Below are 14,108 nucleotides of genomic sequence, written 5' to 3'. Positions count from 1 at the left end.
TCTGGAAAACCCAAAGCAACTTTCGATGACCTGTCCGGGAATCGAACCCGGGTTTACGCCGTGAGAGGGCGTCGTCTTGACCGCTTGACCAACAGGCCGTATGTTTTATAATAGAATCGAGGCGACGTGATTCGAACACGCGACCTCTGCGTCCCGAACGCAGCGCTCTACCAAACTGAGCCACGCCTCGATTACATGACGTAGTATAATATAAATCCAGGAGAATGTCAACACTTTTTTTGAAGAATTTTTAAAAATATTTATTATGTTTAATATTTCGCTATAGTTGCTTGTGTTTACTCAATTCAATAAATTTATATTTACTTCATCAGCTTCTGAATGGTCTTGCACAGCTCCTCAACCGCTTCTTCCCCATTTCCCGCCTCTATATCATCGACCACACAGGTTTTGATATGGTTGGACAGCAGGACTTTGGAAAAACTGTTCAGCGCCGCCTGAACCGCTGATACCTGGTTTAATATATCGACGCAGTATCGCTCGTCTTCCACCATCGCCTTCACACCGCGCACCTGTCCCTCGATCCGGTTTAAACGTTTCAGCAGATCTTTTTCTTCGGTCAGATTTCTGTGTTTGTGGCGTTCCGTCTCTCCTCCCTGACAGACCTGCGCTTGTGATTCACATTTACAACAGCCCATGCTTTTCTCCTATCTTTTATCAAAATGCTGCGAAATGGCATATTAATTCCACCATTTCGCAGCTTTTTTCATCCTACTGAATCGAGTCCACCTTATAATCCTGTGCCTCAACCGCCTCTTTCAACGTATCGTCTGCCACATCCGCACTCATGCTTACGACCGCGGTTCCTTTCTCATGGCTGACCTCTGCGCTCTCCACGCCTGCCAGTGCCTCCAACGCCTTCTTTACGCGTGCCTCACAGTGTCCACACATCATTCCTTCGATATTCATTGTCTTTGTCATCGTTATTCCCTCCATATTTATATTATTTTTTTGATTCTCACTTTTTTGCATTTCTTTTGAAACAGTTTCATTTCCATTTGCTGTTTGCCCAATTGACCGGGTATCTTCTGCCCCCACCCTAACTGCACCTGCGTTTCTGCCTTTTCTCCACCTTTATTAGCAGCCTTCTCAGCCCTCTTCCGCATCGGATGATCCTTCGATGCATCGTGCATCTTAAACAGATTCAGCCGCAGCGCGTTCGTCACTACGCAGAAGCTGGATAAGCTCATCGCTGCAGCGCCGAACATCGGATTTAATTTCCATCCAAAGATAGGATACCACAAACCGGCTGCAAGTGGAATACCCACAACATTGTAAAAGAATGCCCAGAACAGGTTTTCGTGAATATTTCGAAGCGTCGCACGGCTTAGACGGATTGCCGCCGGAACATCACTCAAACGGCTCTTCATCAACACCACATCCGCGGCATCAATCGCGATATCTGTACCAGCTCCGATCGCGATACCTATATCGGCACGCGTGAGCGCCGGGGCATCATTGATACCATCACCGACCATTGCCACCTTACCCTGTTCTTTCAGGCTGCGGATGACACTCTCTTTCCCATCCGGAAGTACTCCGGCAATGACTTCATCCACACCAGCCTGTGCCCCAATCGCACGGGCGGTCCGCTCATTATCTCCGGTCAGCATGACCACACGGATTCCCATGTTCTGCAGTTCCTTGACCGCCTGCGGGCTGTCTTCCTTGATGACATCTGCCACGGCAATCATACCAGCCAGACGACCATTTTTCATAAAGCACAGCGGTGTCTTGCCTTCCGATGCCAGGCGCTCAAAGGATGCCTGTTCCTGTGCGGACACCGTCGTATGTCCGCTGATATAGGAAAAGCTTCCGCCTGCCAATGAAGCGCCGTCTAACGTACCGGAAAGTCCATTACCCGGCAGCGCCTGGAAATCAGCCGCCTCCGGCGCATCCACCTGCTGTTCTTTTGCATAGAGAAGAACAGCTTTCGCCAATGGGTGCTCACTCTTCTTTTCCAGGGAAAGCGCCAGGCTTACCAGCTCCTTCTCAGTCACACCTCCGGACGGGATGACGTCGGTCACACGCGGCTCGCCGCTGGTGATCGTACCCGTCTTATCAAGCGCTACAATGTCCATTTTTCCGGTTTCTTCCAGCGAAACAGCTGTCTTGAACAAGATTCCATTTTTCGCGCCCATGCCGTTGCCGACCATAATCGCAACCGGCGTAGCCAGTCCCAGTGCACACGGGCAGCTGATAACCAATACGGAAATACCTCGCGCCAGTGCGAATCCAAACGTCTGTCCTGCCAGCAGCCAGATAATCGTTGTCACCACTGCGATCGTGATAACCGCCGGGACAAACACGCCGGAAACCCGGTCTGCAATCTTGGCGATCGGCGCTTTCGTCGCCGCCGCGTCGCTGACCATGCGGATAATCTGCGACAGGGAGGTATCTTCACCGACTCTGGTCGCCTCACAGCGCAGATAACCAGACTGGTTGACCGTTGCCGCCGAAACCGGGTCACCCTGTGCCTTATCCACCGGAATACTCTCGCCGGTCAGTGCTGCCTCGTTGACCGCGCTTGTTCCTTCCAGGACCACACCGTCCACCGGGATATTTTCACCTGGGCGTACAACAAATACATTACCCTTCTTTACCTCGTCAATCGGAACCTTTGTTTCCACTCCATCCCGGATGATAACAGCTGTCTTCGGTGCCAGTTTCATCAGTCCCTTTAAGGCATCCGTCGTTTTTCCCTTGGAACGCGCCTCCAGCATTTTTCCGACTGTGATCAGCGCCAGAATCATTGCCGCCGACTCAAAGTAAAATTCATGCATGTAGGACATGACTGCCGTGTCGTTGCCCTTTAACTGGGCGTCCGTCATCGCAAACAACGCATATGTGCTGTAGATAAACGACGCGCCGGAACCAAGTGCTACCAACGTGTCCATGTTCGGGGCGCGGTGTAAAAGTCCCTTGAAACCGCTGATAAAGAATTTCTGGTTAATCACCATGATAATTCCGGCCAAAAGGAGCTGCAAAAGTCCCATCGCCACATGGTTGCCATCCATAAAGTGCGGCAGCGGCCAGCCCCACATCATATGTCCCATCGACATATACATAAGGACTGCTAAGAATCCCAGCGATGCGATCAGACGGTGTTTTAAGACCGGCGTCTCCCGATCTTTTAAGGCGTCCTCTGCCTCCGACGCGCTCTGCGCCTGCGCTGCAGTGCCCTGTCCTTTCAGGGATGCGCCATATCCGGCATCTTCCACCGCATGAATCACGGTCTCCGGGGGCACATCGCCCTCGACGCCCATCGAATTTGTCAGCAGGCTGACCGAGCATGCCGTGACACCCGGCACTTTCGATACTGCCTTTTCAACCCGGCTGCTGCATGCCGCGCAGCTCATGCCGGTTACTGTATATTGCTTCATGGTCTCCTCCTATCTCTTAACTGCCTTTATAATATACCCCCATAGTATATGTCAACCCCAATTTCATTTATGATCTCTTTTTCTCAACAAAATAATAATGGACGCAAAAAGACTCTGTCCGGAGAATTTCCCCTTACAGAGTCTTTTATACATTCGCATCCATGCCGCCCTTTTGCGGGCATAGACATTATTCCATTTTTATCTGCGCATCATCCAAACAGCACGCCCAGCACGCCGTAGGACAGAATCGACATAATCACCGTCGCCAGCGCGATACCGACTAAAATCGCGCCAAATGCCTTGCCAAATTTCATGTGGAGCAGGGATGCCACCAGCGCGCCTGTCCATGCGCCGGTTCCCGGAAGCGGGATGCCGACAAAGAGCATCAGCCCCCAGAACTCATATTTCTCGATCTGCCCTTTTTTGCTCATCGCTTTGCGTTCCAGCCACAGCGCAATACCACGGAAACACGGAACCTTCTTCATCCACTCCAGCACATGGCGGATCAGAAGCAGGATAAACGGGATCGGCAGGATATTTCCCACGATACAGATCGGGATCGCCCGCAGGATCGGCACGTTTAAGAGTGCCGGTGACGCAGCCAGAAGCCCGCCTCGAAGTTCCAGAATCGGAATCATCGAGATAATGAAGATAATTGCCTCCTTCGATATGACTCCGGATAAATTAGCTGTAAACCATTGTACCAGTGAATCCATAAATTATGCCTGCTCCCCGCTGTTATTTTCATTCTGTGCCGCAGTATCGGTGGTGTTCTCCGAAACAGAGTCCGAAGCATCCGCGGAATCCGCGTCTGGGCCAGCCGTGCCTTCTGTTTCTGCGTTGTCAACCGCCTTATCTGCTGCAGCTTCATCCTTCTCTTCAAAGATAGTCTCCTGCATCTCCTCTGGTTCTTCCGGCTCATGCACATCTGCAGATGTCGTCGAATCCATCGGCGCACCGCACCGGCTGCAGAATGCCGCATTTTTCTCCACCTTTGCGCCGCACTCCGCGCAGACTCTTGTGCCCTCTAACTCGGCAATCTCATCCTCCAGGGACGCAATCTTCACAAGCCCTGCCTGGATAGTGTGGAACTCATCTGCAAATTTCCCTTCCAGCTCGCCCTCATGTCTGTCATAGTATGCTTTTCCCAGTGTGATATATGCCTTATTAATCTTATCTTTCTCGGCGGACAGCTTCGATTTCAGCTGTAATACGCCTGTGATGTCCTTTACCCGGTTCGCAGCTTCCTTGCTCTTATCGCTGATCACCTTTCCAAGTTCATCGAAAAATGCCATATTTCTTCCTCCTCTGCGGGATATGTACGCCTCAAATTTTGTTCTGCCTGATGGGACAGCGCATCGCTGTTCTAAATCCAAAGGCAGGTTCATGCAAAACCAAAGCGTCTGATATTTTCTCATAACGATTCAGCCGGTTTTTGCATCAAATACATAAACCGGCTGAACCGCTACGTTTCCCTTTATTTTAGCCCCTACGGGGGAGAAAGTCAATCTTTTGCATCCCTGAATCAACTCCAGGCAGCTTTTTTAATACGCAAACACCCGGTTCAGCCGCATCAATTCCGGTGTCAGGCCGAAGGTCGATTTCACAAACTCCGGAACCTTGCCATAGCGGAATGAGCGCTGGTAGATGCCATACTGACCCGATTCATCCATTTCATAGTCCGCCGCATATTCCCCATCATACAGGGCATTCTGACCGGCATCCACCGTATATGTCTGACCTATCTCATTTTCCTCCATTGAATTTACCGAATCCCTCAAATCATCCTCTGAAACTGCCCCTGTGTCCTCTGTACTGGACACATATACTGCAATATTGATCCCCTGATATGCCTCCGCCATTTGATTGATCTGCACCATATCATCCGAAGCGGAGTTTGCAAGAATTTCTGCAATCTGTTCCGGATCTGTAATCGTTACCTCGCGTCTGCTGTCATTCTGAAGATACTCCCGCTGGCGTTTTCCAAGCTCTGTATCTGCCGGTGCCAGCTGATCCTCCGGAATCTTGCCGCCCTGATACTGAAGCACGATTTTTTCTGTGTTTTCCGGTGTCACCTTGCTGCCGACCTCGGTACCACACTGTTCCAGAATCGCGATCGTCTCCTGGAAGGACGGATAAATCGGATAATAATCAAACTGGTTAAATGTGTCATAATAGCCGCCATTTTTACGAATCACATCAATCATCGCCTGCATCTCATTTGTCTTAAACTGAATCTCCGCGATCGGCATCTCCTCCCGGCGCATATCCGGCGTCAGAGCCATCAGCTCTTTCTGGTATGCAGCAAGAAGTGCCACCTTCGTCTGCTCATCCGGAAGCTTCACATGGCTGCAGTCCTCTTCCTCTTTGTAATTGATGCCTGCGGCATCGTCTGCCTGTAGGGACAGCACCGGGTACATTCCCAGTTTATAGCTCTGATTTTCATAAATGGAATCTAGCTGTTCCCGCAGCTCCGATACATTGATCGTGCGGTAATTACGGTAAACGGTTTTTCCATTGTTCAGATGCCAGGACAGCACGATCGAATCATAGCGTGAATCCAGATCCGCCTCACTCATCCAATCCTGTCCGCCGTTCAAATGCTTCCGCTGTCTGGAAGCTGTCTCGATGCCCTGCGCGCCAATTTCCCGCAGGACACGGATTCCATCCTCATCCGAGATCTGCATTTTATCTGCCACATCTCCCTGGGACGCCCATTCCATTCCAGCACTGTAGCCATCCCTATACATTCTCGGAGTCACATGGTAAGCCCCTACCGCATTGTTGTCCAGTGCATCACAGTAAATACCCGCGTATGCAACCTTGTCATCATCCGGCAGATAGCTGTCATATCCTGCCACATCCAGGCGGAACCCTAAGAAAATGGCTGCCACTGCCACCGCACTGATGACAAGCTGTCTCTTATGCGCAAACAAGCTCTTAAAATCGAAATGATAGATAATTTCGATCAGGCAGCTGGTGATGAGCAGTCCGCAGATCAAGCCAAACACGGTCCAGATATCATCATTCAGGATTGACCGGAAAATCATTCCGGAAAACAGCGTGATCGGCACAACCAGAAGGAAACGGATCACCGGCTCACTTACCTTAAATGCCATCGCTCTTCCCGCCGCCTCAGACGGGCGTTTCCGGTACAGGAACATTCCCAGGCCAAAGAGCAGGGCTGCCACTGCCAATGCAATGACTGCCATCCGGGTAGGATGATCCGAACCAGTTGCCGTGCCGTACCAGAAAACCGGTGAGGTCCGCTCGCACCAGCGCAGCAGGAAATTGCCATTGTCATAAAACGTCATGAAGTATTCGGAAAAATACGTCGATACCACTGCAGCCACACCCGGTCCCCAGCTAAAAAGCACGCCGGTTCCCAGTAAACCCACGATCAGATTGCCTGTCAGAATCACTGCCAGCACAACCGTCATGTACACCAGTGTAAAAAAGCACATATGCTGTACATACCCAATCAACAGGGTTCCCCATGAAAATGGTGCGCCCTTTACCTGCAGCATCACTCCTGCCGCCAGCAGAAATACCAGATACGGGACTGCCAGATACAGGATACCGTCCAGGCAGGTCACAGTATAAAGCATTTCACGGCTGATCGGAAGGCTGTGAAAAAAATCCGTTTTCTTTTTCGAATGGAGATACGAAAAACCGGACGCTGCCAGCACCACTGCCGCCACAATCAGGATAAATACCAGCATTGCATTCTGGATCGAATACATATTCAGCATCTCATTGGTCAGCTTTAATTTTGCTTCTGCTAACGCCGCTTCGACGCTCAGATCTTTAGACAAGTTATCCGGACGCAGCATTATGCTGGTTTCCAGCGCTGTCAGGACCGGAAACAGAAAAAAGCACAAAAGTGCGGTAAGCGCCACGCTCCAGAGACGCTGCTTCGTATTTTCTCTCATATATTTAAAAAACAAGCCTTTTGATGTCATAACCAGCCACCTCCGTTTCACTGATAAAGATCTCTTCCAGGGAAAGCGGTATCATTTCAAAAAACACCGGATGATACGCCTGTAAAATTGTCTGAATTTCTTCCCGTTTTCCGCGCACGGTAAGCGTCAGGAGACTTCCCCTCTGTTCCGTCTTTATAATATCGATTCCCTGCAAATCGCTGCTCCCCACTCCCGCCGGAAGCACACACTGAATCTTGTGAATATTTAACTTCATATCGTCCAGATCCTTTGAGAGAAGCATTCCTCCCTTGTGAAGCAGACCTACATGGTCGCAGATATCTTCCAGCTCCCGCAGATTATGGGAGGCGATAACCGGCGTGAGGTTCCGCTCCTCGATATCATTGGCAAAAAGACTCTTGACCGTCTGCCGCATGACCGGATCCAGCCCGTCAAACGTCTCGTCGCAGAACAGATAATCGGTTCCCGCGCAAATGCCCAGCAGCACAGCGAGCTGTTTTTTCATACCCTTCGAAAAGGTCTGCACCTTCCGCCGGCTTTCCAGTTCAAAATTCTTTAGCAGTTTATCAAACCGGGCTGCATCAAACTTCGGATAAATCCCCTGATAAAACACCTTCATATCTTCCGCCGTTCCATTGCTTAAGAAATACGGCTCATCCGGGATATAAAAGCACCGTGCCTTTACCTTTGTATTCTCAAATACCGTCTCATCATCAACCGTAATGCTCCCTTCGTCCGGCTTTAAAATACCGGCTGCCATCCGCAAAAAAGTACTTTTTCCGGCGCCGTTGGTTCCAATCAGACCAAAGACACTTCCATTGTGAATCTCCGCATGGATATGATCGACTGCCACTGTATCATAAAAACGCTTCGTCAGGTTCTCAGCCTTTATCATTCCTGTTTCCTCCTTCCTCACTTCCATAGCTCTGGATGACCTGCTCCTGGAACTCCAGCATCGTGATGCCGGTTCCTTTTGCATCCCGGATCAGAAGTTCCAGCTGATCCCAGATCTCCTGCCGCTTCCTCTCCCGAATCTGCCGGTTATCCGCCACAAAACTGCCCCTGCCCTTAACCGAATAAATATATCCCTGGCGTTCCAGCTCTGCATACGCCCGCTGGATCGTATTCGGATTCATCGACAACTCCGTTGCCAGACTCCGCACGGATGGAAGCTGACTGTCCTGCTCCAAAATCCCCCGGACCATCAGATCCGACAGCTTCTCAACAATCTGCTCATAGAGAGGTCGTCGATCTTTATAATCAATCAGAATCATGCTCACATTCTCCTTTCCTCCATTCTGCCCTGTATCAAAAATCATAAGTGTATTAGTTCATTTAATACAGTTATAGTATACAAAAAGGGCAGTCGATTGTCAACCGACTGCCCTCTTACGATTTTCTTAACAACCTTTTTGGTTATATCCGAATAGAAACAAACTTCTGCAATCAAAGATTGATTACTGAGCCTGTGTCTCCTCAGCTGCCTCAGTCTCTTCTGTTTCAGCCTCAGTCTCCTCAGCTGCCTCAGTCTCTTCCTCAGATGCCTCTTCGGTCTCTTCCTCGGAAACTTCCTCAGTCTCTTCTGTTTCAGCCTCAGTCTCCTCAACTGCCTCAGTCTCTTCTGCTGCTACAGTCTCCTCTGCTGCTGCAGTTGTCTCCTCTGCTTTGCTGCCGCAAGCGGTCAGAGCAGATGCTGCTACCATTGCACTCATAACTAAGATTGCTGCTGTTTTTGTAAGATTCTTTCTCATAATTATTCTCTCCTCTTTAAAACATACGATTTATGTTTTCTTGTACCTCATCGGTACAGGACTTATAATAAAAACAAATTATGTCCAAAATATGAACAGATAATTAACATTCACTAAATAAATCCCATATTTCTTACAAAAAACGAAAGTTTTCGTAAGAAAAATCCTTGTTTCTGTTGGTTTTACATCATTTTTTTAAGTCTTTAAATCTTAATATATATGCGGCAGTTTTCTCGTTTCAATGCTGCTTTTTCCCAGTTTCCAGCTTATTTCTATTCTTTTTTCGTTTCTTTATGAACAATTTTCCCGATTTTGTGTTTACGATTTGTTCACAATTTAGCCAAATTTGAACGGTTGGAACCGGACTGAAATTCCGTCATATATTTCCGGTAGCGAAGCGGCAGGCGCGTTCGCTGGCAGGCTGGATTTTCCCGCTCCTTAATTCCTATCTGATGAAAAAATGCACTCCAGAGCGCCGCATATTCGCTCTGATCGGTTTTCCCGGAAAGCGCCTGCAGGGGTTCTGTCTCAGCCCCGCGCATCATATACCACCGCCCCTTTCCTGTCCAGACTCCCGCTTCCTGATGATTTTTATCATAGATAATAAATGGTTCCGATGGCAGGCGATCCGTAAAATACGGCATCAGCAATGCCGTCACCCGGTTTTTCGGACCAATCTCAGAAAACAGTACCTGATCGGAATATTCCGCAAACCGCATAAATTCTATCTGCAAATGCGCTTCATTGGCAACCGCGCGGTTGATCTGAAAGACTGTCTGCACCGCCGGTATCTGTAAATTGTCCGTGATACGTCTCCCTGCTGCCCCTGCGCCAAATCCACAGACCAGAAACCGGTAGACCGCCTCTGCCCGATCCTCCCGTTCACTCAGTGCCGTGCGGTAAATCCAGCTGTACGCCAGTTCTGACAGGGATCTGCGCACCGAGCGCACGACTTTCTGCGCCTTGAGCTGATCCACCGCCACCTCCCGGTACTCCGAAAACAGGCTGTAATTATATTCGCCCTGTACTTCCAGCCGCACGTTCTCATGCCCCAAGCGGCTGCTCCAGGCATCATATACTCCTGTGAATATGCCTTCCGGACTGTCTTCACATACAAATACAACCATTTTTCTCTCCTCCGTTCGTTTCATACCTGCGCCATATGAAAATCATCAAACAACGACATCTGGCGGTACAGCCCGCTCTGTGACAGCTGCCACTGCTTCCGCTTTTCTTCACTGACTAGCTGTGCCGCGATCGCATCCTCATGGATCTGCACCGGTACATCATCCGCCCTGAACAGGTAATGAAGTATACCGCCCGCTTCAACACAACTCCCATCTTTTTCAAATCTTCAAACCGAAGCGCCGTCTGCTTTCTCGCAGCGACAATCCGCATCGCAGACTTTACCCCGATGCCCGGAACCCGCAGAAGCATCTCATACGGTGCCCGGTTTACCTCCACCGGGAACTCTCCCAGGTTCTGCAGCGCCCAGTCGCACTTCGGATCCAGAAACACATTAAAATTAGGGTGTTTTTCACTCAGAAGTTCCGACGCCCGGAAGCCATAGTAGCGCATCAGCCAGTCCGCCTGGTACAGACGGTGTTCTCGCAGAAGCGGCGGTCCGTCCGGAAGATCCGGAAGCAGGCTGTCCTCATTCACCTTGATAAACGCCGAATAAAAGACCCTCTTTAATCCAAAATTCCGATACAGCGCTTCCGCGACTGCAACCATCTGATAATCACTCTCCGGAGTCGCCCCGACAATGAGCTGCGTGCTCTGACCGCCGGGGACGAAATAATTCTTGCTGTTTGAGATATTTCCCAGTCCGAAACTGCCATAGATCGAGCGTCCCGGGATGACACGGGGGGTCTCCGGTGTATGTGTCCTTCCAACCCTTTCATCCGTTCCCCCCGGCTCTTTCGACCTCATAAATCCTTTTACCTTGTCTCCATTCCGCCCCCAATCCATCTTTGTCTTTGTCTGATTCAGACTCAGAATTCCCTTGTCAGCCTGCAGACATTCCTTTTCCCCTTTTCCTATCGCTTTACCACCAATTCCATATCTCCCGTCTCCCGGAATCTGAATTTCTCCGCGCTCTTTCTGCGGAAGCCATGCCCCTCTGCTCTCCAGACGCCCTTCCTGCTCCAGCTGTCTCGCAATCCCAGTCTGGATCTGGCGCATCGGGCGCAGTATCTTGTCCCGCGTCTTTCCCGGTGCCAGGCGCGCCAGACCATCAGCCGTCGGAAGCTCCAGATTCACACTCATCCGGTCCGCCAGAAAGCCCACTCTCTCAATCAGCTCCGGATCTGCCCCCGGAATTGCTTTCACATGGATGTAACCGTTAAATCGATGGACCCGCCGAAGCCGGTACAAGGTCTGATACAGCAGTTCCATCGTGTGATCCGGTGTCTCCAGCACACCGGAACTTAAAAACAATCCTTCTATATAGTTGCGCCGGTAGAATTCCATCGTCAGACGGCAGACCTCCTCTGGCGTAAAGGAGGTACGGACCGTGTCATTGCTCCGACGATTGACACAGTAATGACAGTCATAGATGCACTGGTTCGTAAATAAAATTTTCAGCAGGGAGATACAGCGCCCATCCGAGGCAAAACTGTGACAGATGCCGTCCACCCGGCTGTTTCCAAGAAAGCCTTCCTTTCCCTTTCTACCCACGCCGCTGGATGTGCAGGCGGCGTCATACTTCGCCGCATCCGATAAAATTCTTAACTTTTCTTCGATTGAAAGATTTTCCTGTATCAGCATGAGGTTCTGCCTCCTCCCGTTTCTCGAACATCCGTTCTGTATTTATCATATCACACCCTCTTTTTAAATGCAAGCCGTTTTTCGAACGCACATTCTATCATCCCGCACACTGTATCCGAGTCTTTCCAATTCTACGCAAAGCGTTGTTAAACTTCCTCTTAAAATATAATTTCGATAACACATGACAATATTTCCGATTGTTTTCCTCGCAAGCCGCGTTTATAATAAAGAAAGATTGAAGGTATAAAATGAATTATTCTTATAGGTAGGATGAAGGAGGAGTTTACAATGGCTATTTTAGTTACTGGAGGCGCCGGTTACATCGGCAGTCATACCTGCATCGAACTTTTAAACGCCGGATATGAGGTCGTTGTCATGGACAACCTTTACAATGCCAGTGAGGAAGCGCTGCGCCGCGTGGAGAAAATCACCGGCAAGCATGTAACCTTTTACAAGGCAAATATGCTGGATCGCGAGGCAGTCAATGAGATTTTTGAGAAAGAATCCATCGATTCGGTCATTCATTTTGCAGGCTTAAAGGCAGTCGGAGAATCCGTTGCGAAGCCACTGGAATATTACCACAACAATATCACCGGAACCTTGATTCTCTGCGACGTAATGCGCAATCATGGCGTCAAGAAAATCATTTTCAGTTCCTCCGCTACCGTATACGGAGATCCGGCATTCGTCCCGATCACCGAAGAATGCCCGAAAGGCAAAATCACAAACCCTTACGGTCAGACAAAGGGAATGCTTGAGCAGATTTTAACTGACCTGCACGTGGCAGATCCGGAATGGAATGTCGTTCTGCTCCGCTACTTCAACCCAATCGGTGCACACAAGAGCGGTCTGATCGGCGAGGATCCGAAGGGAATCCCGAACAACCTGGTTCCTTATATCGCACAGGTTGCTGTCGGCAAGCTGAAATGCCTCGGTGTCTTCGGCAATGATTACCCGACTCCGGACGGAACCGGTGTGCGCGATTACATCCACGTAGTTGACCTTGCAGTCGGTCATGTAAAAGCACTCCAAAAATTTAACGATAAGCCAGACGTATATATCTACAACCTCGGCACCGGCAAAGGCTACAGCGTACTCGATGTTGTCAAGGCTTACGAAAAAGCCTGCGGCAAAACAATTCCTTATGAAATCAAGCCACGCCGCGCCGGCGATATCGCAACCTGCTACTCCGATGCTACCAAAGCGAAAAATGAACTCGGCTGGGAAGCTCAGTACGGCATTGAGGAGATGTGCGCTGACTCCTGGAAATGGCAGTCGATGAACCCGAACGGATATCGGGACGCTGAGGACTAAAAGATAACAAAAGCGGCTGACAGATGTCCACCCTAACATCTGCCAGCCGCTTTTTCTGTTCTTTATTTGTGTTCCGCAAATCCCCGCCGCATTTTTTCCAGCGCCCGCTTCTCGATCCGGCTCACATAAGAACGCGAGATTCCAAGTCCGTCGGCAATCTCCCGCTGCGTCTGTTCCTTTCCGCCAAACAGCCCGTACCGGCTGCGTAAGACGATTTTCTCTGTTTCTTTTAAACACGCTTCATAGGCGCGGTAAAGCTGTTCAATTTCCTGCTTTAAAATAATGGTTTCCAGAACTTCTTTTCCTTCTGCCTCCAGCACATCCATCCGGCTGACGGTTTCTCCATCTTTATCTACCCCGATCGGTCATATAACGAGATATCCTTTGCATATTTTTTACCAGCACGGAAGGTCATCAGAATCTCATTCTCGATACATTTCGCCGCATACGTCGCCAACCGCGATCCCCGCTCCGGATGAAACGTATTGACCGCTTTAATGAGCCCGATGGTGCCGATCGACAGGAGATCTTCCATTTCATAATCTGTACCCTGATATTTTCTGGTCACATGCGCCACCAGCCGTAAATTTCGCTCTATCAGAGTATTGCGTGCCTCATGGTCTCCCTCTTTCATGCGTTCCAGACAGGACCGTTCCTCTCCAGGTGTCAAAGGCTTTGGAAATGTATGCAAAGAAAAAGCCACCCTGAAGCTTACTTACTGATAGTTTATGCTTCGGTGGCTTTTCCAGTGCACCACTTGCTTTTCCGATTTTAGAAAGGGCGCTAAAAATCATACCATCCAGCCGGTTATAAATCCGCTGCGTGTGAACTACTCGGTAACTAAGTTACCAGAGCATCTGAAATCTGGCGGGATACCGCCTTTTTTCAGGGTGCGTCCATGACACCACTACTGCTTACCTTTCGGCTATACA

13 protein-coding genes, 2 tRNA genes and 1 pseudogene are annotated in these 14,108 nt (G+C 49.7%); 1 reads left to right on the top strand and 15 read right to left on the bottom strand.

Translation table 11 applies throughout. The features are described 5' to 3' along the window. Nucleotides 1-26 precede the first annotated feature (26 nt). From DWX91_RS15470 to DWX91_RS15410, 14 genes are all read right to left on the bottom strand, one after another. Nucleotides 27-98: transfer RNA gene (locus DWX91_RS15470), tRNA-Glu, on the bottom strand. 18 nt (nucleotides 99-116) lie between these two features. After that, a tRNA-Pro gene (locus DWX91_RS15465) sits at nucleotides 117-190 on the bottom strand. A gap of 130 nt (nucleotides 191-320) precedes the next feature. Then, on the bottom strand, nucleotides 321-656 hold the full coding sequence (locus tag DWX91_RS15460) for a metal-sensing transcriptional repressor (protein ID WP_022358560.1): 336 nt from the start codon (nucleotides 654-656) through the stop codon (nucleotides 321-323). A gap of 73 nt (nucleotides 657-729) precedes the next feature. Then, nucleotides 730-939, bottom strand: a complete 210-nt coding sequence (locus DWX91_RS15455; RefSeq protein ID WP_182435106.1) for a cation transporter — start codon at nucleotides 937-939, stop codon at nucleotides 730-732. A 17-nt stretch (nucleotides 940-956) separates the two neighbouring features. After that, on the bottom strand, nucleotides 957-3,401 hold the full coding sequence (locus DWX91_RS15450) for a heavy metal translocating P-type ATPase (protein WP_118539624.1): 2,445 nt from the start codon (nucleotides 3,399-3,401) through the stop codon (nucleotides 957-959). Nucleotides 3,402-3,610: 209 nt separating this feature from the next. Further along, entirely contained in the window at nucleotides 3,611-4,117 is a 507-nt protein-coding gene (locus tag DWX91_RS15445) for a COG2426 family protein (protein ID WP_022358562.1), read from the bottom strand. 3 nt (nucleotides 4,118-4,120) lie between these two features. Then, nucleotides 4,121-4,696, bottom strand: coding sequence for a zinc ribbon domain-containing protein (locus tag DWX91_RS15440; RefSeq protein ID WP_118472868.1), 576 nt, complete (start codon nucleotides 4,694-4,696; stop codon nucleotides 4,121-4,123). A 249-nt stretch (nucleotides 4,697-4,945) separates the two neighbouring features. After that, a complete protein-coding gene (locus DWX91_RS15435; RefSeq protein ID WP_118472869.1) occupies nucleotides 4,946-7,363 on the bottom strand; it encodes a DUF6449 domain-containing protein in 2,418 nt (805 codons plus the stop codon). Continuing rightward, nucleotides 7,338-8,237, bottom strand: a complete 900-nt coding sequence (locus DWX91_RS15430) for an ABC transporter ATP-binding protein (protein ID WP_117795722.1) — start codon at nucleotides 8,235-8,237, stop codon at nucleotides 7,338-7,340. Before DWX91_RS15430 ends, DWX91_RS15435 begins: the two co-directional genes overlap by 26 nt. Continuing rightward, nucleotides 8,224-8,616 (bottom strand): GntR family transcriptional regulator, encoded by a 393-nt coding sequence (locus DWX91_RS15425; RefSeq protein WP_107000076.1) that lies wholly within the window; start codon nucleotides 8,614-8,616, stop codon nucleotides 8,224-8,226. Before DWX91_RS15425 ends, DWX91_RS15430 begins: the two co-directional genes overlap by 14 nt. Before the next feature lie 183 nt (nucleotides 8,617-8,799). After that, a complete protein-coding gene (locus tag DWX91_RS15420; protein WP_118472870.1) occupies nucleotides 8,800-9,093 on the bottom strand; it encodes a hypothetical protein in 294 nt (97 codons plus the stop codon). Between the two features lie 329 nt (nucleotides 9,094-9,422). Continuing rightward, nucleotides 9,423-10,220, bottom strand: a complete 798-nt coding sequence (locus DWX91_RS15415; protein ID WP_118472871.1) for a TIGR03915 family putative DNA repair protein — start codon at nucleotides 10,218-10,220, stop codon at nucleotides 9,423-9,425. A gap of 20 nt (nucleotides 10,221-10,240) precedes the next feature. After that, nucleotides 10,241-10,372 carry a hypothetical protein gene (locus DWX91_RS18290; protein ID WP_412693930.1) on the bottom strand — a complete coding sequence of 44 codons (132 nt, stop codon included), beginning with the start codon at nucleotides 10,370-10,372 and terminating at the stop codon, nucleotides 10,241-10,243. After that, a complete protein-coding gene (locus tag DWX91_RS15410; RefSeq protein ID WP_118539622.1) occupies nucleotides 10,336-11,862 on the bottom strand; it encodes a putative DNA modification/repair radical SAM protein in 1,527 nt (508 codons plus the stop codon). The genes DWX91_RS18290 and DWX91_RS15410 overlap by 37 nt, the downstream gene beginning before the upstream one ends. A gap of 288 nt (nucleotides 11,863-12,150) precedes the next feature. Here DWX91_RS15410 and galE point away from each other — a divergent pair, with 288 nt between their 5' ends. Next, a complete protein-coding gene (gene galE / locus DWX91_RS15405; RefSeq protein ID WP_118472873.1) occupies nucleotides 12,151-13,176 on the top strand; it encodes a UDP-glucose 4-epimerase GalE in 1,026 nt (341 codons plus the stop codon). A 62-nt stretch (nucleotides 13,177-13,238) separates the two neighbouring features. On the opposite strand, the pseudogene sigK reads toward galE, so the two are convergent. Continuing rightward, a pseudogene (gene sigK, locus DWX91_RS15400) lies at nucleotides 13,239-13,867 on the bottom strand (RNA polymerase sporulation sigma factor SigK). Nucleotides 13,868-14,108: the final 241 nt, after the last annotated feature.

Source organism: Clostridium sp. AF22-10 (genome assembly GCF_003478725.1).
Taxonomy (GTDB): Bacteria; Bacillota; Clostridia; order Lachnospirales; family Lachnospiraceae; genus Otoolea; species Otoolea fessa.
Note: the sequence above shows the minus strand (reverse complement) of the source record. Positions and strands in the feature narration are given on the sequence as shown.